The following is a 21,934-nucleotide window of genomic DNA, read 5'->3' as shown; positions in this document are numbered from 1 at the left end:
GGTGGTCACGCCGGGGCTCCTTCGGGTCGGGTGGCGGCAGCGGACTCGGCGGCGGCGGTGTGTCCGGCGTGCTCGGCGGCGGCCTCGAACTGGGCGCGGGTGCAGACGCTGAGCAGCGCGTCCTTCTCCGGCTTGGCGATCGGGCCGACGACCTCGAAGCCGACTGCGGCGTTCAGCGCGTGCACGGCGGTGTTGCGCACGTCCGGCTCGACCACCACCCGCCGGGTCGCCGGGTCGGCGAAGAGCCACGCCATGACGGTACGGATCACCGCGCGGGTGAAGCCGTGCACGGGGTTGCCTGCGGGCGCGCAGAGGAAGTGCATGCCCACGTCACCGGGCTGGTGGTCGTAGAGGCCGACCAGTTCGACGTTGGCCGGGTCGTAACGCTCGGCCAGGAACGCCGGACTCCCCCGCCACAGGCCGAGGTACGCGTCGTGGTGCGGGTGCGCGGCGATGCGCCGGTACTCCTCGATCACCTGGGCCTCGTCGGCGTCCTGCATCAGCCAGAACGCCGCCTTAGGGTGGGTCACCCAGCCGTGCAGCAGCGGGGCGTCGGCCTCCGGATCGAGGGTACGCAGGGCGAACGCGCCGAGCCGGTCGTCGACGCGGGTGAAGACCACGCTCACGAGATCACCCCGAACTCCTGGAAGGTGATGCTCTTCTCGATCGGGTAGTGCTCCCGGCCGAGCAGCTCACGGATGATCCAGGAGTTGCGGTACGCGCCCATGCCCAGATCCGGCGAGGTGATGCTGTGCGTGTGGGTGCCCGCGTTCTGCAGGAAGATGCCCCGCCCGCTGTGGTCGATGCTGTAGTTGCGGGCCACGTCGAAGCGGCCGTGCGCGTCCCAGCGGATCCGTTCGCGCACCGGGGCCAGGAACTCCGGCACCCGGTAGTGGTAGCCAGTGGCCAGCACGAGTCCCTCGGTGCGCAGGGTGAAGTCCCGCTCCTGCTCCACGTGCCGCAACCCGAGCGTGTACTCCCCGTCGCGGTGCGCGGCGTCGACCAGCTCGGTGTTGGTCAGCAGCCGGGTGCGCGCCGGCCCGTCGACGCTGTGCGCGTAGAGCAGGTCGAAGATGTCGTTGATCAGGTCGGCGTTGATTCCCTTGAACAGTCCCTTCTGCTCGGCCTCCAGCCGGTAGCGGGTCGCCTCGGGCAGCGCGTGGAAGTAGTCCACGTAGTCCGGTGAGGTCATCTCCAGCGTCAGCTTGGTGTATTCGAGCGGGAAGAACCGGGGCGAGCGGGTGACCCAGTTCAGCTGGTAGCCGTACCGGTCGAGGTCGCCGAGCAGATCGTGGTAGATCTCGGCGGCGCTCTGCCCGCTGCCCACCACCGTGATGCTGCGCTTGGTGCGCAGCGCGTCCCGGTGCTCCAGGTAGCGCGAGTTGTGCACGGCGTCCCCGCTCAGCCCGGCGACGGCTGCCGGCAGGTGCGGCGGAGTGCCGGTGCCGAGCACCAGGTGCCGGGCCCGGTAGGTGACGCTCTCGGACCCGCCGGTGGTGGCCCGGACCACGTACCGCTCGTCGGCGCTGTCGTACTCCACTGTGGTCACCGTCTGGCCGAAGCGCAGGTTCGGCAGCTTCGCCGCCGCCCACCGGCAGTACGCGTCGTACTCGCTGCGCAGCGGGTAGAAGCTCTCCCGGATGTAGAACGGGTAGAGCCGGCCGATCTTCTTGAGGTAGTTGAGGAACGAGTACGGCGAGGTCGGGTCGGCGAGGCTCACCAGGTCGGCGATGAACGGGGTCTGCAACCGGGCCGACTCCAGCAGCATGCCGGGGTGCCAGGCGAGGCTCGGCCGGGCCTCCAGGAACACCCCGTCCAGCTCGTCGATCGGCGCGGTGAGGCAGGCCAGACCCAGGTTGTACGGGCCGAGCCCGATGGCGACGAAGTCGTGGGTGGACATCTTCTTCTCCAGGCGCGGATTCGGGGTCAGCCGACGGGGCAGGTCAGGTCGGCGGCGGTGTTGTCGCGCACGTACCGGCCGGCGTGGCCGGCGATCAGTTCGAGCACGTGGCCGACGTCGTCGCCGGTCGTGGCGGGGTTGAGCAGCGTGAACTTGAGGAAGTGCCGGCCGTCCACCCGGGTGCCGGCGACCACGGCGAGGCCGGAGGCGGCCAGCGCCTCCCGGGCGTACAGGTTGGCGGCGTCGGCCAGCTCGCGACCCGGGCCGGTGGGCAGGTAGCGGAAGACCACGGTGCTCAACTGCGAGCGGGTCACCACCTCGAAACGCGGGTCCTCACTGACGAGCTGCCAGGCCTCGGCCGCCCGGTCGACCACCTCGTCGAAGAGCGCGCCGAGCGCGTCCGGGCCCATCACCCGCAGGGTCAGCCAGAGCTTCAGCGCGTCGAACCGGCGGGTGGTCTGCAGGCTCTTGTCGACCTGGTTGGGGATCTGCTGCTGCACCATCCGCGCCGGGTTGAGGTAGTCGGCGTGGTACGTGGCGTGCCGCAGTGCCCGCCGGTCGCGGACCAGCAGGGCGCTGGAGCTGACCGGCTGGAAGAACGACTTGTGGTAGTCGACGGTCACCGAGTCGGCCCGCTCGATGCCGTCGAGCAGGTGCCGGCGCGTCGGCGAGACGAGCAGCCCGCAGCCGTACGCGGCGTCGACGTGCAGCCAGACGCCCGCCGCCGCGCAGATCCCGGCCAGCTCCGCGAGCGGGTCGATGGAGCCGAAGTCCGTGGTGCCGGCGGTGCCGACGACCGCCATCACGACCAGTCCGGCCTGCCGGCACCGGGTGATCTCGTCGCGGACGGCGGCGGGCCGGATCCGCCGCTGTGCGTCGGTGGGCACCGCGATCACCGCGTCCGGGGCGAGGCCGAGGAGCTTGGCGGACTTCTGCACGCTGAAGTGCCCGGCGGCGGACGTGAGCACGCGCAGCCGGGGCAGCAGCTCCATGCGGGCCGCCGGGGTGGTCGCCGCGGCACACGCCTCCTCCCGGGCCAGCAGCAGCGCCTGGAGGTTGGACTGGCTGCCCCCGCTGGTGAACACGCCGTCGGCGTCCGGGCCGAGGCCGAGCCGGGCGGCGGTCCAGTCGATCAGTCGACGCTCGATGAGCGTGGCGCCGGCGCTCTGGTCCCAGGTGTCCAGAGAGGAGTTCACCGCGCTCAGCACCGCCTCGCCGAGCAGCGCCGGGATGACCACCGGGCAGTTGAGGTGCGCCAGGTAGCGGGGGTGGTGGAACCAGACGGCGTCGCGCAGGTAGACGTCCTCCAGCTCGTCCAGGGCCGCGCCGGCGTCGCCCAGGGGCCGGTCCAGGTCGACGGTGTTCACGAGGGGGGCCAGCTCGGCCGGAGCGACGCCGGTGGCGGGCCGGTCCACCGTGGCGACCCGGCGGGCGACCCGGTCGACACCGTCGGCGATCGCCCGCCGGTACTGCTCGACCGAGCCGCCGTGCAGCAGCTGCGCCCGCGCCGCGGGCAACGCGCTTGTCGACACCGGTGGTGGAGCGGCCTGCGCGCCGGTCGGCACGGGCGGGTCGGTCTCGACGGGGTACGTCGGCACGGTCACGGGAGGTCCTCCACGTTCTCGACGATGGGCAGCCGGAACCCTCCCCCGGCGCGTCCGCGCGCCGGGGGCCGTGCTGCGGGCGTGGTGGGTCGCTACTCAGGCGGTGGCGCCGGCCAGCGCCGCGGCGCGCAGGTCCTCCTCGGAGAGCCCACGCCGCCAGTAGCCGGCGAAGGTCACCCGTCGACGGTCGAAGCCGCGCTCGCCGACCAGGTGCCGGCGCAGCGCCCGCACCACGCCGGACTCGCCGGCGATCCAGGCGTACGGGTTACCGGCGGGCAGCCGGGCGGCGCGGAGCGCGCTGACCAGCAGGTCACTGCCGGGTGTGGTGCTGCCGCGCACGATCCAGCGGATCTCCGCGGCGGCCTCGGTGGGCAGCTCGGTGATGTCCGCGGCGTCCGGGACCTCGATCCAGGCGCGGACCCGGGTGCCGGCGGGCAGCCAGGCCAGGATTCCGGCGGTGGCCGGCAGCGCGGTCTCGTCGGCGGCCAGCACCACGAGGTCGGTGTCGTCCGGCGGGCGGAAGCAGACGCTGCGGTTGTCGTACACCGCCGGGCCGAGCAGCAGCACCCGGTCGCCGAGCCCCGCCAGGCTGGCCCACCGCGAGGCGGGACCGGTGCCCCCGTGGCCGACGAAGTCGATGTCCACCTCGCCGGCCGCCTGGCGGTGCGCCCGGATGGTGTACGAGCGCATGACCGCGCGGACGTCCGGCGCAAGGGCCCGCCAGGCGCCGAACCAGTCCTCGCCCCGCTCGACCGGGACGACCGGGGCGTCCTGCCCGGGGTGCGGCAGGAACAGCGAGACGCTCTGGTCCCGGCCGCCGCCGGCGAAGTCGGTCAGCTCCGCGCCGCCGAAGGTGACCCGGATCAGCGAGGCGCCGACCCGCCGGGCCCGCAGGACGTGCGCGGCGAAGAAGCGGTACTGCAGGGCGACGGGTTCGCGGGTGCTGGTGCTCATGGCGTCAGCTGACCTTCTTCGCGTTCCGGATGGCGGTGGCGAGGTTCTCCAGCAGCGGCGCGGCGCCGGCGTACGAGAAGCGGGGCACCGCGTCCCACGGGGTCACCTGGTTGGCCCGCACGGCGGGCAGCTGCTGCCAGGTCGGCTTGGCGGTGAGGTCCTTGGGCTGCAGGGCGGTGCTGCGGTTGTCCAGCAGGATCAGGTCGGCGGGGAACTTGCCGGCGTTCTCCCAGCTGAGCGCCTCGAAGTAGTCGCCGGCCTCGAGCTTGGTGGGCACCACGATGTCGACGCCCAGCTCGGCGAAGTACATGAGGTCGGTGCTGACCTTGGGGTTGGAGACGTAGAACAGGTCGGGGCTGCCGGAGCAGGCCATCACCTTGATGCCCGGGTTGGCCTTGACGGCCTGGCGGACGGCGTCGGCGGCGGCGTCGAAGCGGGTCTTCGCGTCGGTGACCTTCTTGGCCGAGAGGTCCGCGCCCAGCGACTGGGCCAGCGCGGCGTACCGCTCGATGGGCTTGGTCATCGGCACCCGGGCGGTGGTGATCGCCACGCTGGGCGCGAGCGGCAGGATCTTGTCCTTGCTCTCGTCCGGCACGTACCAGAGGGCGTCCGGGTCGTACATGTGGGTGACGAGCAGTTCGGGGCGCAGGGCCGCGTACTTCTCCAGGCTGAACTCGCCCCACACGTTGCCGAGGATCTCGACGCCCTCGACGTTCAGGTCGCCCGCCTGCGGGTCGGCCGTGCCGTCGGCGCGCTTGGTCTCCCCGAACACGCCGACGAGCTGCTTGTCGAGACCGAAATCGACCAGTGCTGCCGCCACTCCGGTGAAGGCCACCACGCGCGCCGGGCGGGCCGCCGCCTCGATCTTCTTGTTGCGGTCGTCGGTGAACGACCAGGGGCCACCGGCATTTCCGCTGCCAGCGGGCTTGGCGGCATCGTCCTTGCCGCATCCGGCGAGCAGCGCGGCCAGCGTGGCGGCGCCGCCAGCGGCCAGCAGGCCACGACGAGAGAGGCGACGGGCGGACAGTGCATCGGGCATGGTGTCGTCTTTCGATCAGGGGAAGGTCGGGGTCGACCGGGACAGCGGAGTTAGGTTAGCCTAACCTCGGTCGTTGTCAACAGCGGTTCGCCGTGTCGCCACACCCCCGGAGCCCACACTGGACGCCACACCCACCGTCACCACGCTGGCACCCTCCGTGCCGGCCGGGTCGACGGCCCCTCCCCCGCAGCGACACCGGGCGGCCCGCGCCGTCGGCCTGCTCGGCGCGGTGACGCTGCTCGGCGTGATCCTGGTGCTCAGCATCGCGGTCGGCGCGAAGTCGTTGCCGCTCGCCGACGTCTGGTCCGGGCTGCTGCACCGCGACGCCGCCGAGTACGCGGTGGTGCACCGGATGCGCCTGCCCCGCACCCTGCTCGGGCTGCTCGCCGGCACGGCGCTCGGAGTGGCCGGCGCCGTGATGCAGGCCCTCACCCGCAACCCCCTCGCCGACCCCGGGCTGCTCGGCATCAACGCGGGCGCGTCCGCCGCCGTGGCCACCGCCGCCGCCTTCCTGGGTGTCACCGCCATCGGCGGGTACGTCTGGTTCGCGCTGCTCGGCGCCGCGCTGGTCACCGCGCTGGTCTACGCCGTGGGCGGCGGACGCGGCGCCACCCCGGCCCGCCTCGCGCTGGCCGGCGCGGCGCTCAACGCCACCCTGTACTCGTTCGTGAGCGCGGTCATGCTGCTGGACACCGCCTCGCTGGACCGGCTGCGGTTCTGGACGGTCGGCTCGCTGGCCAGCGCGGACTCCGCGACAGTGACCCGGGTGGCGCCGTTCATCCTGGTGGGCCTGCTGGTCGCGCTCGGCGCCGCCCGTCCGCTGAACGCTCTCGCGCTCGGCGACGACGCGGCCCGGGCCCTGGGCGCCCGACCGGCCCTGATCCGCGCCGCCGTGATCGTCGCGGTCACCCTGCTCTGCGGCGCGGCGACCGCGGCCTGCGGTCCGATCGTCTTCGTCGGCCTGCTGGTGCCCCACCTGGTACGCGCGCTGACCGGGCCCGACCTGCGCTGGCTGCTGCCGTACTGCGCGGTGCTCGCGCCGGTGCTGCTGCTCGGCGCCGACGTGCTGGGCCGGGTGCTCGGCCGGCCCGGTGAACTCCAGGTCGGCATGGTCACCGCCGTGCTGGGCGGCCCCCTCTTCCTCTGGCTGGTCACCCGGGGGCGGGTGGCGCACCCGTGAACGAACGAACCAGCAGGTGCGCCAGCGCGGAGCGAAGCGGAGCGGTGACGTGACGGTTCTGCGTACCCCCGGTGGGTTGTCGGTGCGGTTCCGCCCCCGCGCCCTGGCCGTCGGCCTCGGCGCGGCGGTGCTCGCCGCCGGCCTCGGTCTGGTCGCGATGGGCAGCGGCGACTACCCGATGGGCCCGGCCGACGTGCTGCGCACCCTGACCGGCGGCGGCAGCGTGGCGGAGCAGTTCATCGTGACCGAGCTGCGACTGCCCCGACTGGTCACCGCCCTGCTGGTCGGCGCCGCGCTGGCGCTGGGCGGCACGGTGTTCCAGTCGCTGGTCCGCAACCCGCTGGGCAGCCCGGACATCCTCGGCTTCACCCAGGGCGCGTCGACCGGCGCGCTGGTGGTGGTCGTCCTGGGCGGCGGCAGCCTGGCCCTGGCCGGCGCCGCGGTCGTCGGCGGGCTCGCCACCGGCCTGCTGATCTACGCGCTCGCCTGGCGGCGTGGCGTGCACGGCTACCGGCTCGTCCTGGTCGGCATCGGCGTCGCCGCGATCCTCACCGGCGTCAACGGCTACCTGCTGACCCGGGCGCCGCTGATGGACGCCGCCCGCGCGGTGCTCTGGCTCACCGGCAGCCTGGACGGGCGGGGCTGGGCCAACGCCGGGCCGCTGCTCGCCGTCACCGCCGTGCTGGCGCCGCTGCTGCTCGTCGTCTGCGCCCCGGCGCTGCGGATGATGGAGCTGGGCGACGACACGGCCAACGCGCTCGGCGTGCCGGTCCGCCGGCTGCGCCTGGTGCTGCTCGCCGCGGCCGTGCTGCTGGTCTCGTTCGCGGCGGCCGCCGCCGGCCCGGTGTCGTTCGTGGCGCTCGTCGCGCCGCACGTGGCCAAGCGGCTGACCCGGGCGCCCGGCCCGAACCTGCTGCCGTCGATGGCCCTCGGCTCGGCCCTGCTGGTCGGCGCCGACCTGCTGGCCCAGCGCGCGTTCACCGGGCACCAGCTTCCGGTCGGCGTGGTGACCGGAGTGCTCGGCGGCGGCTACCTGGTCTGGCTGTTGGCCGTCGAACGCCGGGCGGGCCGGCTGTGAACACCCCTTCCGAAGGAGCCCTCATGACGTCCCGCCTCGGCGGCACCGCGCTGACCCTCGCCTACGACCGGCGCATCATCTCCGAGGACCTGACCGTGGCGGTGCCCGACCGGTCGTTCACGGTGATCATCGGGCCGAACGCGTGCGGCAAGTCGACCCTGCTGCGCGCGCTGTCGCGGATGCTGCGCCCGAGCGCCGGCGCGGTGCTGCTGGACGGTCGGGACATCCACGACCTGCCCGCCCGCACGGTGGCCCGCACCCTCGGCCTGCTGCCGCAGTCGTCGATCGCGCCGGACGGGATCGGCGTCGCCGAACTGGTCGCCCGGGGTCGCTACCCCCACCAGGGTCTGCTGCGGCAGTGGTCCCGCGAGGACGAGCGGATCGTCGACGAGTCGATGGCCGCCACCGGGGTCGCCGACCTCGCCGACCGGCCGGTGGACGAGCTGTCCGGCGGCCAGCGCCAGCGCGTCTGGATCGCCATGGCGCTGGCCCAGCAGACGCCGTTGCTGCTGCTCGACGAGCCGACCACGTACCTCGACATCGCCCACCAGATCGACATCCTGGACCTGTGCGCCCGGCTGCACGAGGAGCAGGGCCGCACGCTGGTCGCGGTGCTGCACGACCTCAACCACGCCGCCCGGTACGCCACCCATCTCATCGCGATGCGCGACGGGAAGGTGGTGGCCGCCGGCGACCCCCGCGAGGTGGTCACCGCCGATCTGGTCGCCGACGTGTTCGGGCTGCCCTGCCGGGTCATCGACGACCCGGAGACGGGCACCCCGCTGGTCGTCCCCGCCGCCCGCCGGCGCGCGACCGAGCCGGCATGAGCGCGCGGCGCTTCCGCGACCCGTGGGGCGTGCCGCACGTACGCGCCGACGACCCGCTGGCCCTCGCGGCGGCGCAGGGTCGGGTGACCGCGTACGACCGGGCGTGGCAGATCGAGGTGGAACGGCACCGGTCGGCGGGCACCAGCGCGGCGTTTCTCGGCGTCGACGCGCTCGCCTGGGACCGCTTCGCCCGCCAGGTACGGCTGGACGACACCGCCCGTCGTTGCCACGCCAACCTGGACGAGGCGACCGCCGAGTGGGTGGGCGCGTACGTGGACGGGGTGAACGCCGGCCTCGCCGCCGGGGCGGCCCGGTCACCGGAGTTCGCCGCCGTCGGGCTGACGCCGGGCCGGTGGGAGCCGTGGACGCCGCTCGCGGTGTGGCTGGGGCACCACATCCTGTTCGCGGGGTTCCCGGGCAAGCTCTGGCGCGAGCACGTCGCACAGTGCCTCGGCCCGGCGGCGGTCGAGGTGTTCGCCACCGACGGGCCGGCCGTCGCCGGCAGCAACGGGTGGCTGCTCGCCGGTTCCCGCACCGCCACCGGCGCCGCGCTGCTCGCCGGCGACCCGCACCGGTTTCTGGAGGACCCGGGCGTCTACCAGCAGATCCGGCTGGCCTGCCCGGAGTACGACGTGGTCGGCCTGGCCGTGCCCGGTGTGCCGGGCATCGCGCACTTCGGCCACACCGGGACGGTGGCGTGGGCGATCACCAACGCGATGGCCGACTACCAGGACGTCTACGCCGAGCGGCTGCGCCGGCACGGCACCGGGGTGCGGGCGCTCGGCCCGGACGGCTGGCGCGAGGCGCACGTCCACGTCGAGACGATCGAGGTGGCCGGCGCGGACCCGGTCCGGGTGGAGGTGGTGGAGACCGAGCGGGGGCCGGTGATCGCCGGCGGGCCGGACGACGAGACGGCGGTGAGCCTGCGCTACCCGCCCCGGGTCCGCGGCGAGCTGGGCTTCGCGGCGCTACCGGAGCTGCTGCGCGCCCGTGGCGTGTCCGATGTGGACGAGGCTCTGCGGCACTGGGTGGAGCCGGTCAACGTGGTGCAGGCGGCGGACACCGCCGGCGGGCTGCTGCACCGGGTCGCCGGGGTGGTGCCGCTGCGGCATCCGGACAACGGCCGCCGGGTGGTCCCGGCCTCAGACGCCGCGTACGCCTGGCGCGGCTGGCACGCGTCGATGCCCCGCGCCGAGGTGACCGGCCGGGCGGTGATGGCCAACGAGCGGGGGCTGGCGGCGCCGCTCGGCGTCGAGTTCGCCCCACCGCACCGGGCGCGGCGGATCACCGAGCTGCTCGACGCCGGCCGGGACTGGACGGCCGAGCAGATGGCCGCCGTGCACACCGACACGCGCCTCGGCTCGGCCGGGCCGCTGCTGGCGGTGCTCGACGGGCTGACCGGGCTCGGCCCCGCCGCCGCCGCGCTGCGCGACCGGCTGCTGCGCTGGGACCGCCGGATGAGCGCCGACAGCACCGACGCGGCGGACTTCGCCGTCCTGCGGGCCGCTGTCGTCCGCCGGATCGCCGCCCATCCGGCCCTGGCCGCGCTGGCCGAGCCGCCCGCGTACCCCGAGGTGTTCGCGCCCTGGTTGGCGCTGACGCCGCGGGTCGGCTACGCGCTGGAGCACCTGCTCGGCGGCAGGTCGCTGCCCGGCGTCGCCGCGGCGGCGGTGGTACGCGCGGCGGCGGAGGAGGTCGCCGGTGCGGCGGCCGGCCCGGTGCGCTGGGGTGACCTGCACCGGTTGGCGGCCTGGCGGGCGCTGCCTGACCCGGACGCCGCGCCCGGTCCCCGGCTCGACGGCGACCACGACTGTGTGCTGGCCACCTCCAGCGTGCCCGGGGTCACTCACGGGTGCTTCCGGGGGCCGGCCGCGCGGTTCGTCTGGGACCTGGCCCGCCGCCAGGACAGCCGGTGGGTGGTCCCGCTGGGCGCCAGCGGCGTGCCCGGCGACCCGCACCACGACGACCAGCAGCCCGCGTGGCTGGCCGGCGAGCTGCTGCCGGTGACCACGGACTGGCACCACCTCACCGAGGAGCCCGATGAGCACTGACGGTCAGCACTACCGGCGCGACGTCACCGGGTTCGGGGTGGTCACCATCCGCCCGGTGCGCCCGGACGAGGACGCCGACCTGCTGCACGGCTGGGTCACGACCGAGCGGGCCCGGTTCTGGGGGATGCGCGAGGCCAGCCGCGAGCGGGTGCACGAGATCTACGCGTACCTGGATTCGCTGACCACGCACCACGCGTACCTGGCACACCGCGATGGCGTACCGGCGGCGCTGGTGCAGACGTACGAGCCGGGGGCCGATCCGGTCGGCGAGTGCTACGAGGTGCGCCCCGGCGACATCGGCGTCCACCTGCTCATCGGGCCCCCGGTGAGCGCCGAGCGGGGTTTCACCGGCGCGCTGTTCGGCGCGATCCTGGAGTTCGTCTTCGCCGACCCGGGGCGGCTGCGGGTCGTGATGGAGCCGGACGTCCGCAACGACCGGATGCTGCGGCGGCTGCGGCGCAGCGGGTTCCGGGCCGGTCCGTTGATCGAGCTGCCGGAGAAGCAGGCGCGGCTGCACTTCCTCGACCGGCCCGAGGGCACCGGCTGAGCCGGTCGAGCCCGCGACGCGCCGGCCGCCGGAACCCCTCCCCGGGGGCGCGTCAGCGTGGGTGGTTTGTCAGCTTGGCCAGTTGGTCCAGCTGGGTGGGGTCGGAGAGGGCTGAGCCGACGGCTGCCACCCGTACGCCCGCGTCGAGGAACGCGGCGGCGTTGCCCGCGTCCAGGCCGCCCGTGGCGACGAAGCGCAGCTGCGGCAGGGGGCCGGCCATGGCCCGGAACCAGGCCGGCCCGAGGGAGATCGCGGGGAACGCCTTGAGCCAGGTCAGGCCGTGCCGCAGCGCCTGCTGCGCCTCGGTGGGAGTGGCCACGCCGGGCAGGTGCGGCAGGCCGCGCGCGGCGGCGGCGTCGGCGATCGCGAGGTCCAGACCGGGCGCGACGGTGAAGGCGGCGCCCGCGTCGGCCGCCGCCGCGACCTGATCGGCATCGAGCACGGTGCCGGCGCCGACGATCCGGTCCCGCGCCGCGCCCGCCTCGACTGCGGCGCGCAGGGCGGGCACCGCGTCGGGGGTGGCCACCGGCACCTCCACCACGACGATGCCGAGGTCCCAGGCGCGCTCGGCGAGCCGGACGGTCTCGGCGACCGGCAGGCCGCGCAGGATCGCCATCACCCGGGCGCCGCCGAAGATGTGCTCGAAGTCCGCTGTGGTCATGGTCCACTCCATCCGAGGTCACGGGAGATCTGCTGGGTGGTGGCCAGCAGACGGGGTAGCAGGAAGCGCAGGTCGGCGAGGGTGGCCACCACCGTCGGAGCGGTCACCGACACCGCCGCGCTGACCGACCCGTCGGCGTGGCGCACCGGCGCGGCCACACAGGTGATCAGCGGCTCGAACTCGCCGTCGTCGGCCGCCCAGCCCCGCTCGGCGACGGCCGCCAGCTCCGCGCGCAGCGCGGCCGGGTCGCAGATGGTGGCCGGGGTGTACGCCCGCAGCGCGGCGCCCTCGACCAGCCGGGTCAGCTGCGGGCGGTACGCGAGGACCACCTTGCCGACCCCGCTGGCGTGCAGCGGCGCGGTGCGGCCGATCCGGGAGTACATCCGCACCTGACCACGGGCCTCGATCTTGTCCACGTAGACGAGGTCGTCGTCGACCAACTGTGCCAGGTGGATGGTGTGCCCGCAGTCGCGGCCGAGCGCCGCCAGGTGTGGACGGGCCACCGCGCGCACGTCCAGGGAGTCCAGTGCCTGCTGGGCGAGGTCGATCAGTCGCAGGCCCACCGTCCAGCCGCCGTCGGTGCGGCGGGCGAAGCCACCCGACTCGAGGGTCTGCAACAGTCGCAGCGCGGTGGACTTGTGCACGCCCAGGTCGGCGGCCACACCACCGAGCTGCGCGGGCTCGCGTGCCAGCAGTTCCAGCACGCGCATCGCCCGGTCGACGCCCTCGGACACCCCTCAGCCCTCCGCTCGTACGACGGTCAGGTCGGGTGGTGACCAGGGGCCGTCGAGCAGCCGCTGAAACCAGGACCACGGTGGCAGCGGCGCGTTGTCGCCGGGGCTGCCCAGCGCCTGCGCGGCGACGAGGTGGCCGAGGCGCAGGCGCCGCGTCGGGTCGAGGTCGCGCAGCAGCCCGGCCAGGTAGCCGGCGGCGAACGCGTCACCGGCGCCGACCGGCTCCACCACCGACACGCGGGGCGCCGGGACGACGACCGGTGCGGCGTCGCGGCACAGGGCGGTGGCGCACACCGCGCCGTCCTTGACGACCACTGTCCGCGGGCCGGGCAGCAGCCGGCGTACCGCCGCCGCGTCGGCGGTGCCCCAGAGGGCGTACGCCTCGTCCTGCCCGACGAAGACCAGGTCGCTGCGGTCGGCGAGGTCACGCAGCACCGGCGCGGCCCGCTCGGCGGGCCAGAGCCGCGCCCGGTGGTTGACGTCGAAGCTGACCAGCGCGCCCGGCAGCGGCCGGTCGGTCACCGCGTGCTCGACCAGCGCCCGGCAGGAGGCGGAGAGCGCCGGGGTGATCCCGGACAGGTGCAGCACCCGCGCGCCGGCCAGCCGTGGGTCGGCCAACGCTCCGGGGTCCATCCGGGACGCGGCCGAGCCCGCCCGGTAGTAGTGCACGGCGGTGGCCGTCGGGCCCGGATCCTTGAGGTAGAGGCCGGTCGGGGCGGCCGGGTCCACACCCACCAGGTCGACGCGGACGCCGGCGTCGGCGACGTGCCGGACGACTGCCCGGCCGAAGGGGTCGTCGCCGACCCGGCTCACCCAGGTCGCCCGGTGGTCGAGGCGGGCCAGGTAACCGGCCACGTTGGACTCCGCGCCGCCGACCGAGACGGCGACCTGCTCGGCGTGCTCCAGCGGCTCGCCCGGCGGTGGGCACAGCACGACCATGGTCTCCCCCACCGTGACCACCTCGGCCGGCGGGGAGCCGGCCGGGGCGGCCGTGTGGTCGGGTCGGGGCTTGCTCGACATGGCGGCACACGTCCTCGGGGAGGGGGTCCGGGGCGTCGCCGAGCCTAGGCGCGTTGTGCCAGACGAGCAACCTGTTGCGCTCAGCGCAACGGAGGTCAGGGCAGGGTCAGTCCGTACGCGGCCAGCACCTCGGCGATCGGCTGGTAGTAGGTCGTGCCGCCGGAGGTGCAGTTGCCGCTGCCTCCGGAGAGGATGCCGATGATGGTGCCGGTGGACGCCACGTACAGCGGTCCGCCGCTGTCCCCCGGCTCGGCACAGATGTTGGTGCGAATCAGGCCGTAGATCACGCCGGTGGCGTAGTTGACGGTCTGGTTGAGACCGGTGACGGTGCCGCAGCGGACGCCGGTCGTGACGCCGCTGCGGCAGACCGCCTGCCCGACGTACGCGTTGCCGGGGCCGTTGATGGTGAGCAGCCCGGGGTAGGTGTAGACGGCGCTCGGGTGCGCGATCCGGCCGGTGTAGCGGATCAGCCCGTAGTCGTCGCCGGGATAGCTGGTGGCGGTGCGGGTGCCGAGGGCGGTGGTCTGCGCGCTGTCGGCGTACCAGGTGGCGGCGGCGGCGGTGCAGTGGCCGGCCGTGATCACGTAGTAGGTGCTGCCGCTGCGCGCGTTCGCGCCGAGCGAGCAGCGCGTACCGCCGGCCCGCGCCGACGCCGCCGATAATCCTCGGGAGAAACGGCGGGAGGCCGGGCATGACCACCGGAGGCACCGGGGCGCTGGTACGCCGGCTGGACGGGTCGACCCGGGCCACCCTGCTGGAGCTGCTCTTCGACGTGGTCTTCGTGGCCGCGCTCGCGCAGACCTCGAAGCTCCTCGCCGACCAGGAATCCTGGGCCCGCAGCGCGGCGGTGTTGCTGATGCTGACGGCGATCTGGTGGACCTGGTCGGTCACCACCACCACGACCGAGTTCTACGACCCGCAGCAGCGCCCCATCCAGGCCATCCTGATGGCCGCCATGGTCGGGTCGGTGGGGATGGCGGCGTCACTGCCGATGGTCACCAGAGGGCAGGCCACGGCCTTCGCGCTCGCCTACGTCGGCACCCACGTGGTGCGTGGCATCGTCCTGGTCAGCACGTTGTACCGGCAGCAGCACCACGCGGCCATGGCGCGAGCCACCCGGTTCCTGTTCTGGTTCCTGGTCTCCGGCGTCCTCTGGATCATCGGCGCGCTGGCCGACACCGCGCGGTGGTGGATCTGGATCATCGCGATCGTGATCGACCTGCTCTCCGCGGCGGCGCGTTACCCCACACCCCGGCTCGGGCGGGTGCCGCTCGACCAGTACGACCGGACCACGGCGCACCTGGGCGAGCGGTACCAGCAGTTCGTCATCCTGGCCCTCGGCGACATCATCCTGGTGCCCACCCTGGAAGTCAGTCGCAGCGAATTCGACCGCCTCCGAGTCACCGCCCTGCTCTGCGCGTTCGCCATCATGCTGCTGCTCTGGCAGATCTACGTCTACCGAGCCGGCGAGTTGCTCGAGACCGCGGCCGCGTCGGTGCCCGGCAGGTCCACCCGGATCGCCCGTACAGCCATCTGGTGCTGCTGGTCGGCGTGGCCGTCACGGCGGCCTCCTTCGACCTGGTCGTGGAGCGACCGACCGGACCGACCCCGGTGCGGTGGCTGATGCTGATCATCGGCGGGCCGCTGGTGTTCGTGCTCGGCCGGGGGCTGGCCACCGGTGCTGGTCACCGCGGTCGTGGCCCTCACGCTGGCCGGGCACGTCCTGGTCCCCCACCACGGCAACCAGGAAACCACCCGAGGGCTCCAACCACGAGGGCCCGCCGGATGACAGTCGACGGTCAGGCGAGGTGCCGACCGGCCCAGTCGGCGAGGTCCCGGGCGCAGGCGTCCACCGACTCCCGCCACGTCCGGGCAGCGCCGTCGCCCGCCTCGTCGCTGACCTGCTTGATCAACCGGCAGGGCACACCGGCCTGGGCGGCGGCCCACGCCACCGCGTACCCCTCCATGTCGACCAGGTCGGCGCGCTGGGCCAACCGGTCCCGCGCGTCGTCGTCGGCCACGAACGTGTCGCCGGTGGCCAGCACCGCCCCCTCGGCGGCCAAGGCCAGCGGCGCCCCGTAGGTCTCGCCGGTGAGCGTGCGCAGCAGGGCCGTGTCCAGGTCGTGTTGGAGCACGGTGGCGACCTCGTGGATGCCCGCCCACCCGGGGCGCAGCGCCCCGGCCGTGCCGAGGTTGAGCAGCAGGCTGGGGCGCGGCCCGGCGGCCAGCACCGCCGCGACCGCGCTGGCGGCGTTGACCTTGCCCATGCCGGTGAGCAGCACCGGCAGGCCGGGCGGCAGGTAGCGGGCCTCCTCCCCGACGGCGAGCACCACCAGCGGACGATCGGCGCGGACCGTACCCCGAAGAATCACCGCAGCATCCTAAGGGCCGCCGTCGACCGGCCCGCTGTGCACCCAGTCACCATCCAGGTTCGTCTCACCGCACGTCCAGGCACGTGCGGCAGGCTGGTCCCGCGAGCATCGGGCCCCCCGGGCACACAGCCGCCGATCACCGGCGACGCCGCCGGGGGTCCGGGCCGTCGACGAAAGAGGTGACGAGGGTGTACGACGGACAGGAGTTCCTCCGCGACAAGCGGTGGTGCCTGAGCAGGCGGACGCTGCTGACCGGAGCCGGCGCCCTCGGCGCGGCGGGGCTGCTGAGCGCCTGCGGTGGCGGCGACAGCTCCGCCGACCAGGCGGCCGCCACCCCCGGCACCGTGCTGGCCCGCACCGGCGACGTGCCGGTCGGCGGCGGCACGGTGGTCGACGGGGTCCTGGTCGTCCAGGCCGAGGCCGGCACCTTCACCGCGTACGACGCGACCTGCCCCCACCAGGGCGTACGGGTCGGCGCACCGCGCGACGGAGTGATCACCTGCCCGGCGCACAACTCCACGTTCGCGATCGGCGACGGCGCCCGCCTGGGCGGGCCCGCCAGCCGGGGGCTCACCGAGATCCCCGTGCGGGTCGACGGCACCGACATCGTCCGCGCCTGACCGCTGCCCGGCCGGCGGTCAGGCGTCGGTGAACCGGTACACCACGAAATCCTTGTCCGCGCCGCACGCGATCACCCGGGTGTTCCACGAGCAGGACGCGCTGCGGACGTCGACGAGCTGGCCCAACTCGTCGACGGCGCCCGACTCGGCCCACACGCCGGCCACGCTGCGGTTGTCCGCCACCGTGCTGGTCGGCTCGGCGAAGACGAGCAGGTTGCCGGCGTCCAGTCGGGCCGCCACGCCGGGGCGATCGGCCAGCACCACCTTGCCGGTGGCGTCGAAGAGGGTGACGGTCGCCTTCGGGTACTCCCGTTGGATGAGCACCTGCTCGCCGACCGGCACCAGACCGGTCGCGCCCGGCGCCGACCAGGAGATCGCCGACTTCCCCTCGGTCGCCGCCACCACCTCGGTGCGCTCGGCGTCGCTGTTGCGCACCTGCACCAGGCAGGCCCGCCGCTCGCCGCAGGCCACCAGCGCCTTCGGTCGGTACTCCGCGTTCTCGGCCCGGTAGAGGACCACCGGCGCCGCGTCGGAACCCAGGTCGTACGCCAGCACCTGGTACCCGCCGTCGGTGGGGGCCACGTAGAGGCGGTCCTCGTGCGCCACCACCAGGTCGTCGAGGTCGGCGACGTTGCCCCACTCGCGCAGCACCGACCCGGAGGACATGTCGAGCAGCCGCGCCGAGCGGTCCGCCCCGACCTGCACGAGTCGTCGCCCCTTGCCCGTCCACGGGTCGCGGGCGCCGCCGTCGAGGTACGCCGGCCCACCCGCCGCCTCGTCGGTGCCCACCGGCCGGACGACGGTACGCGCGCCGCCGTACTGGTCACGCGGGTTGGGCTTGCTCCACTTGTCGGTGCCGTCGCCCAGCCGCAGGCCGACCAGCCGCCCGGCGGCCCGGTCCACCAGCACGGCGGTGTCGTCGGAGAAGTAGACGTCGTCGTCGCCGCGGACCGCCCGGTGCCAGCGCTGGGCGCCGGAGCGGCCGTCCAGGACGGCCAGTTCACGCGGTGTGCTCTCGCCCGGCGCGTCGGCGAGGACCGCGACCGCCCCCGGTACGGCGACCAGGCCGGCCCAGTCGTCGGCGGTGACGCCGGTCTGCCGTCGCCACAGCTCGTCGCCGGTGCCGGTGTCGACGGCGACCACCTCCAGCCGGTCGTCCGGCAGCGGGTACCCGAGGTAGGCCCGGTCGCCGAGCACCGCGGTCCACATGCCGCTGGGCCGTTCGGCGCCGGCCGGCAGCCTCGACAGCTCGCCCAGCGATCCGAACTCCAGGTCCGGGTAGCGGTCCCGCAGCAGGTAGAGCGTCGCCGCGGTGGCCACCCCGGCCAGGGCGAGCACCGCGCCGAGCACCACCCAACGGGCCCGCCGCCAGGTCGTACCGCCGGGCGGGGTGGGCGTCGGCGTGGCGCCCGCCGCGCCGACCAGCGTGCCCGCGACGCCCGCCGGCTCCGGCACGGTCGGCGCGAGCGCTGGCGGCCATCCCGGGCCGCCCGGTCGGGCCGCCGCCGGCCCGGGTTGCGACGGTACGGTCGGCGCGGTCGACGCCGCAGCCGGCGTGGACGGGCCTGCGAGAGCCGGCGCCGGCGGGCCCGCCGGAGGCGGTACGGGCAGCGCGGTCGGGGCGGCCTGCGGTCCCGCGTACGCCGGCAGCGCTCGGCGCAGCGGAAGGTCCGTCAGCGCGCCCTCGGCCACCGGCAGCTCCGGCTGGTCCAGCACCGTCGGCGCCACTCCCAGCTCGGCGTGCAGCATCCGGGCGACCAGCGGGATCCGCGACGAGCCGCCCACCAGGAACAGCCCGGCGAGCTGGTCGGGGCGGAGCCCGGCCGTGGCGATGACCTCCCGGGCCCGCTGCACGGCCCGGTGCAGCAGCGGCGCGGCCACCCGCTCGACGTCCTCCCGCGTCAACCGCACAGCCTCGGCCACCCCCGGCACCGCGACCGGGGCCACGGCCGAGCGCGACAGCGTCTCCTTCGCGCCGCGCACCTCGTCCCACAGCCGGACCTGGTCGCGACGCTGCGCCGGATCCGACGGGCGGACCAGCCGGGCCCACCGCCGGGCGTGCCGCTCGCCGAGCAGCTCGCCCACCCGCTGCACCAGCGCCGCGTCCAGATCGAGACCACCCAGGTCGGGCAGGCCACCGTCGGCGACCACGCGGAAGCCGGAGTCACCCCACGGGTCGGCGCCCTCGTTGCGCAGCACCGCGACGTCGAGCGTTCCACCGCCGAAGTCGAACACCGCGATCGCACCGCCGACCGGCACCGGCCGGTGCAGCACCTGCGTGTAGTAGCGGGCGGCAGCCACCGGCTCGCGCAGCAGCCGGGTGCCCGGCGGCGTCGGCCCGGCGAGGGTGTGCTCGGCCGCCTGCGGCCAGCCCGCCCGCAGCAGCGCGTCGGCGAGCACCTGCCGGCGCGTGTCGTCCCAGGCCGCGGGGCAGGTGAGCACGGCCGGCGGCAGGAAGCCGACGGCGTCCACCGCGGCCCGACCGACCGCCGTCAGCACCGCGGCGAGCAGCTCCGCCGGAGCGTACGCGCGGTCACCGAGCTGCACGGTCGGCTCGTCCACCCGGCGCTTCGGGTTCGCCTCGAACCGGGCCGGGTCGGCCTGCGCCAACCGCCGGGCGTCCATCCCGACGTGCAGGGTGCCGTCCGGGTCGGCGTACACGGCGGACGGGCTGACCGGCTGACCGTCCATCAGCAGCGGACGGGTCCGCCCGTCCGGCCACCGCAGCACGGCGACCGTGTTGGACGTACCGAGGTCGACACCGAGGGCGTAACCCTCGTGCTGGCCTGCCATCTGCCGATACCTCCGCCGCGACGAGGGAAACCCAGCCCCGCATCGTACGCAGCCCGCGCCGCCGGACCGATCAGTCGGTGCGGGTTCGGTGGGCAGTGCGCCTACCAGCGGAACAGGGCGTAGATGTCACAGACGTTGGTGCCGGTCAGCGCCGCCTCGATGATCTGCCCCATCCTCGCCAGCGGCTCGTAGGTGTTGTTGTCGGCCAGGACCCGTTCCCACGAGTAGCCGAGGTCGCTCAGCAGGCCGAAGCTCCCGCCGGTGACCCACGCGCCCATCGCCTCGGCGACGAAGTCCTGGCCGTCCGTCGCCAGAGCGACGAAGCAGGTCGAGCGGGAGCCCGAGATGTGCCGTGCCACCCGCCAGGCCAGTTCCTGACATCTGCCGCCCCGCCCGCCTCCACGGACGTTGACGGTGGCTTCGCCGCCGCCCAGCACGACCCGGGGTGGTGGCCCGCCGTCGCGGGTCGCCAGATCCAGACGGCGGGCGAAGAGCGCCGCCACATCCTGCGTACTGCCCTGCAGGGCGCTACCGATGATGTCGGTTCGAAACCCGCGACGCGCCGCCTCCTCGGCGCAGAGCCGCACCGCGAGCCCCGGATCGCCGACCATGGTGTTCCGGCATTCCGCGTGACCGGCGAACCTGCTTCTGCGCAACTCCATCGCGGCGACGAAGTTCGCCGTCAACCTGCTCGGGATCTCGGCCTTCTGCATGATCTCGACGACCGCGTCGGCATCCGTGACGGACGGGTACGTCATGCCCGAGCCGACGCCGGCCGGCCCCACCTGAACGTTGTCGCACAGTATGTACGAGCAGCAGCGGGCACCCAGTGAGTACGACAGGAGCCCGCCGTTGTGAATGGCGGACACCGACCGCCTGACCATGTTGACGGTGGTCACGTCCACCCCGGAGAGCACGAGGATCCGGGTGACCTCGGTGAGGTCTTCGAGAGTGACCGGTGGCAGCGGCAGGACCGCCAGCGCCGACGCTCCTCCCGAGATGCCGAACACGATCACGTCGCGCTGGTCGTAGGCGCCTGACGTCAGGAACGAGCGGAGTTGGATGCCGGCGGTGAGGCTGTTGCTGCGCGGGAAGGGATGGTCTCCCACCAGTTGGGTCACGCCGGGGATCGGCGTGCCCACGGACTTCGACACGCAGATTCCGCCTCGAAATCGGGTGCCGCTGGCCGCGACGATGGCCGACGCCATCTCGTGCGCGGCCTTCCCGACGGTGACGGACCGGACCGAGCGCACCCCGGGATGGAGGAACGGCTCACGATCTATCGCCGTCGCGGTCAGCTTCGTCGCGTGCAGACCGGGCAGGCAGGCGGCCGCGACCGACACGCACGTCTGGACTTCTGGCAACGAACGCACAACAGGCCCCCGCGTCATCGTCTGAGGTCCCTAGAGCACGACTCGCACGATGCGGCGGGCGAGCGTGCGGGGATCCTCGCGGTCACTGGAAAAGACCTCTGTTCTGCCCGGACTCTCCTTCAGCCCGTCGAGATATCCGGCCCGCAGCGCCGTCCAGTAGGACTCCAGCCCGATGTCCTTGCGGCTGAACGGGCTGAGTGCGCTCCGCTCGAGCGTGGTCGACAACGAGACATCGAGGAAGACCGTCACGTCCGGGTCGATTCCCCTGCTGGCAAAGGCGGTGACCCCTGCCACGACCTCCGGCGGCAGGCCCCGCACGTGAACGAAGAAGGCGGAGACGGACAGCGACCAACGGTCCGCGATGACGATGGCGTCCGGCGCGTCGGCGGAGACCCTGCTCAGGAGGTGGGCCTTCCTGCTGAGGTGCCCGGCATACAGCATGAGTTCGGTGTTGGCGTCCAGCTCGTCCGCGAGCTTGGCCGGGTTGGTGATCGACTTCAGCCGCGTCGAGATCGGATCTCTGACCACGAGATCCTTCAGTTCGACGCAGGGCACTCCGTCGGAACGCAGGAGCGCGGCGACGGCCCCGCAGGTCGTGGACTTCCCGGCATTGGTCATTCCCTCGATCGCGACAAGCACCGACTGCACCCTCCTAGGCCGTGTTTCGTAGGGCACGAAGCCATTGGTTGATAGCGGCGATGGTGAGGGTGGCTTCGTAGCGTACGGCGAGTTTGTCGTATCTGGTGGCCATGGCGCGGTGTTGTTTGAGCTGGTTGATGCCGCATTCCACGGCGTGGCGCAGGCGGTAGACGTCGGGGTCGAAGGCGGGCGGACGTCCGCCTTGGGAGCCTTTGGCTTTGCGGTGCGCGTCCTGGTCGGCCTTGCTCGGGATGCACGCGCGGATGCCCCGGGATCGCAGGTGGGCGCGGTTGGCCTTGGACGTGTACGCCTTGTCGGCCAGCACGATGTCGGGGCGGGTGCGTGGCCGGCCGCCACCGGCTCGGGGGATGCGGACCTTGGCCAACACGGGGATGAACTGTGGGCTGTCGCCGCGCTGTCCGGCGGTCACCACCAGGGCCATCAGTTTGCGGCCCTGCTCGCAGGCCAGATGGGTCTTGGTGGTCCAGCCGCCCCTCGACCGGCCGAGCCCGTGATCTGCCGGCTCGGCCTGCACACCACCA

The 21,934-nt window shown here is 74.0% G+C and carries 20 protein-coding genes and 1 pseudogene; 7 read left to right on the top strand and 14 right to left on the bottom strand.

The features are described from left to right. Positions 1 to 5 precede the first annotated feature (5 nt). The 5 genes from ACFYPH_RS05905 to ACFYPH_RS05885 form a co-directional block, all read right to left on the bottom strand. Positions 6 to 626, bottom strand: coding sequence for a GNAT family N-acetyltransferase (locus tag ACFYPH_RS05905; protein WP_387179432.1), 621 nt, complete (start codon positions 624 to 626; stop codon positions 6 to 8). Continuing rightward, on the bottom strand, positions 623 to 1,900 hold the full coding sequence (locus tag ACFYPH_RS05900; RefSeq protein ID WP_387179429.1) for a lysine N(6)-hydroxylase/L-ornithine N(5)-oxygenase family protein: 1,278 nt from the start codon (positions 1,898 to 1,900) through the stop codon (positions 623 to 625). The genes ACFYPH_RS05905 and ACFYPH_RS05900 overlap by 4 nt, the downstream gene beginning before the upstream one ends. A 26-nt stretch (positions 1,901 to 1,926) precedes the next feature. Then, complete coding sequence (locus ACFYPH_RS05895) at positions 1,927 to 3,504, bottom strand: pyridoxal phosphate-dependent decarboxylase family protein (RefSeq protein ID WP_387179427.1); 1,578 nt, start codon at positions 3,502 to 3,504, stop codon at positions 1,927 to 1,929. A gap of 96 nt (positions 3,505 to 3,600) precedes the next feature. Continuing rightward, entirely contained in the window at positions 3,601 to 4,458 is an 858-nt protein-coding gene (locus tag ACFYPH_RS05890) for a siderophore-interacting protein (RefSeq protein ID WP_387179424.1), read from the bottom strand. A 4-nt stretch (positions 4,459 to 4,462) separates the two neighbouring features. Further along, entirely contained in the window at positions 4,463 to 5,497 is a 1,035-nt protein-coding gene (locus ACFYPH_RS05885) for an ABC transporter substrate-binding protein (RefSeq protein WP_354856099.1), read from the bottom strand. Between the two features lie 145 nt (positions 5,498 to 5,642). On the opposite strand from ACFYPH_RS05885, the gene ACFYPH_RS05880 reads away from it, so the two are divergent. From ACFYPH_RS05880 to ACFYPH_RS05860, 5 genes are read left to right on the top strand one after another with little or no spacing between them, the layout of a single operon-like run. Then, positions 5,643 to 6,677: an iron chelate uptake ABC transporter family permease subunit gene (locus tag ACFYPH_RS05880; RefSeq protein WP_354856119.1), complete on the top strand. Its 1,035-nt coding sequence runs from the start codon at positions 5,643 to 5,645 to the stop codon at positions 6,675 to 6,677. Between the two features lie 49 nt (positions 6,678 to 6,726). Beyond that, positions 6,727 to 7,755, top strand: coding sequence for a FecCD family ABC transporter permease (locus tag ACFYPH_RS05875; RefSeq protein ID WP_387179421.1), 1,029 nt, complete (start codon positions 6,727 to 6,729; stop codon positions 7,753 to 7,755). 23 nt (positions 7,756 to 7,778) lie between these two features. Next, on the top strand, positions 7,779 to 8,582 hold the full coding sequence (locus tag ACFYPH_RS05870) for an ABC transporter ATP-binding protein (protein WP_387179418.1): 804 nt from the start codon (positions 7,779 to 7,781) through the stop codon (positions 8,580 to 8,582). Continuing rightward, positions 8,579 to 10,633: a penicillin acylase family protein gene (locus ACFYPH_RS05865; protein ID WP_387179415.1), complete on the top strand. Its 2,055-nt coding sequence runs from the start codon at positions 8,579 to 8,581 to the stop codon at positions 10,631 to 10,633. Before ACFYPH_RS05870 ends, ACFYPH_RS05865 begins: the two co-directional genes overlap by 4 nt. Continuing rightward, a complete protein-coding gene (locus ACFYPH_RS05860) occupies positions 10,623 to 11,180 on the top strand; it encodes a GNAT family N-acetyltransferase (RefSeq protein ID WP_387179412.1) in 558 nt (185 codons plus the stop codon). The genes ACFYPH_RS05865 and ACFYPH_RS05860 overlap by 11 nt, the downstream gene beginning before the upstream one ends. 52 nt (positions 11,181 to 11,232) lie before the next feature. On the opposite strand, the gene ACFYPH_RS05855 is transcribed toward ACFYPH_RS05860, so the two are convergent. The 4 genes and pseudogenes from ACFYPH_RS05855 to ACFYPH_RS05840 form a co-directional block, all read right to left on the bottom strand. Further along, entirely contained in the window at positions 11,233 to 11,841 is a 609-nt protein-coding gene (locus ACFYPH_RS05855; protein WP_387179409.1) for a bifunctional 4-hydroxy-2-oxoglutarate aldolase/2-dehydro-3-deoxy-phosphogluconate aldolase, read from the bottom strand. After that, entirely contained in the window at positions 11,838 to 12,575 is a 738-nt protein-coding gene (locus ACFYPH_RS05850; protein WP_387179406.1) for an IclR family transcriptional regulator, read from the bottom strand. The genes ACFYPH_RS05855 and ACFYPH_RS05850 overlap by 4 nt, the downstream gene beginning before the upstream one ends. A 3-nt stretch (positions 12,576 to 12,578) precedes the next feature. Further along, positions 12,579 to 13,595, bottom strand: coding sequence for a sugar kinase (locus ACFYPH_RS05845; protein ID WP_387179403.1), 1,017 nt, complete (start codon positions 13,593 to 13,595; stop codon positions 12,579 to 12,581). A gap of 95 nt (positions 13,596 to 13,690) precedes the next feature. Then, a pseudogene (locus ACFYPH_RS05840) lies at positions 13,691 to 14,233 on the bottom strand (S1 family peptidase); the annotation flags it as partial. Between the two features lie 53 nt (positions 14,234 to 14,286). On the opposite strand from ACFYPH_RS05840, the gene ACFYPH_RS05835 reads away from it, so the two are divergent. Next, positions 14,287 to 15,219, top strand: a complete 933-nt coding sequence (locus tag ACFYPH_RS05835; protein WP_387179400.1) for a low temperature requirement protein A — start codon at positions 14,287 to 14,289, stop codon at positions 15,217 to 15,219. A gap of 175 nt (positions 15,220 to 15,394) precedes the next feature. Here ACFYPH_RS05835 and ACFYPH_RS05830 read toward each other — a convergent pair whose 3' ends face one another. Continuing rightward, entirely contained in the window at positions 15,395 to 15,967 is a 573-nt protein-coding gene (locus ACFYPH_RS05830) for a nucleosidase (protein ID WP_387179397.1), read from the bottom strand. 188 nt (positions 15,968 to 16,155) lie between these two features. On the opposite strand from ACFYPH_RS05830, the gene ACFYPH_RS05825 reads away from it, so the two are divergent. After that, positions 16,156 to 16,587, top strand: a complete 432-nt coding sequence (locus tag ACFYPH_RS05825) for a Rieske (2Fe-2S) protein (protein WP_354856109.1) — start codon at positions 16,156 to 16,158, stop codon at positions 16,585 to 16,587. Positions 16,588 to 16,605: 18 nt separating this feature from the next. Here ACFYPH_RS05825 and ACFYPH_RS05820 read toward each other — a convergent pair whose 3' ends face one another. The 4 genes from ACFYPH_RS05820 to ACFYPH_RS05805 form a co-directional block, all read right to left on the bottom strand. Then, positions 16,606 to 19,380: an Hsp70 family protein gene (locus tag ACFYPH_RS05820; protein WP_387179394.1), complete on the bottom strand. Its 2,775-nt coding sequence runs from the start codon at positions 19,378 to 19,380 to the stop codon at positions 16,606 to 16,608. A gap of 101 nt (positions 19,381 to 19,481) precedes the next feature. Next, positions 19,482 to 20,723 (bottom strand): DUF4147 domain-containing protein, encoded by a 1,242-nt coding sequence (locus ACFYPH_RS05815; protein ID WP_387179391.1) that lies wholly within the window; start codon positions 20,721 to 20,723, stop codon positions 19,482 to 19,484. 60 nt (positions 20,724 to 20,783) lie between these two features. Further along, the gene (locus ACFYPH_RS05810; RefSeq protein WP_387179388.1) at positions 20,784 to 21,392 is read right to left on the bottom strand and encodes a dTMP kinase; all 609 of its coding nucleotides are present in this window, start codon (positions 21,390 to 21,392) and stop codon (positions 20,784 to 20,786) included. Positions 21,393 to 21,405: 13 nt separating this feature from the next. Beyond that, positions 21,406 to 21,934 (bottom strand): IS5 family transposase (locus ACFYPH_RS05805; protein ID WP_387179385.1); only part of this gene is annotated, 529 nt, incomplete at its 5' end.

Source organism: Micromonospora sp. NPDC005252, assembly GCF_042872475.1.
Classification (GTDB): domain Bacteria; phylum Actinomycetota; class Actinomycetes; order Mycobacteriales; family Micromonosporaceae; genus Micromonospora.
Note: the sequence above shows the minus strand (reverse complement) of the source record. Positions and strands in the feature narration are given on the sequence as shown.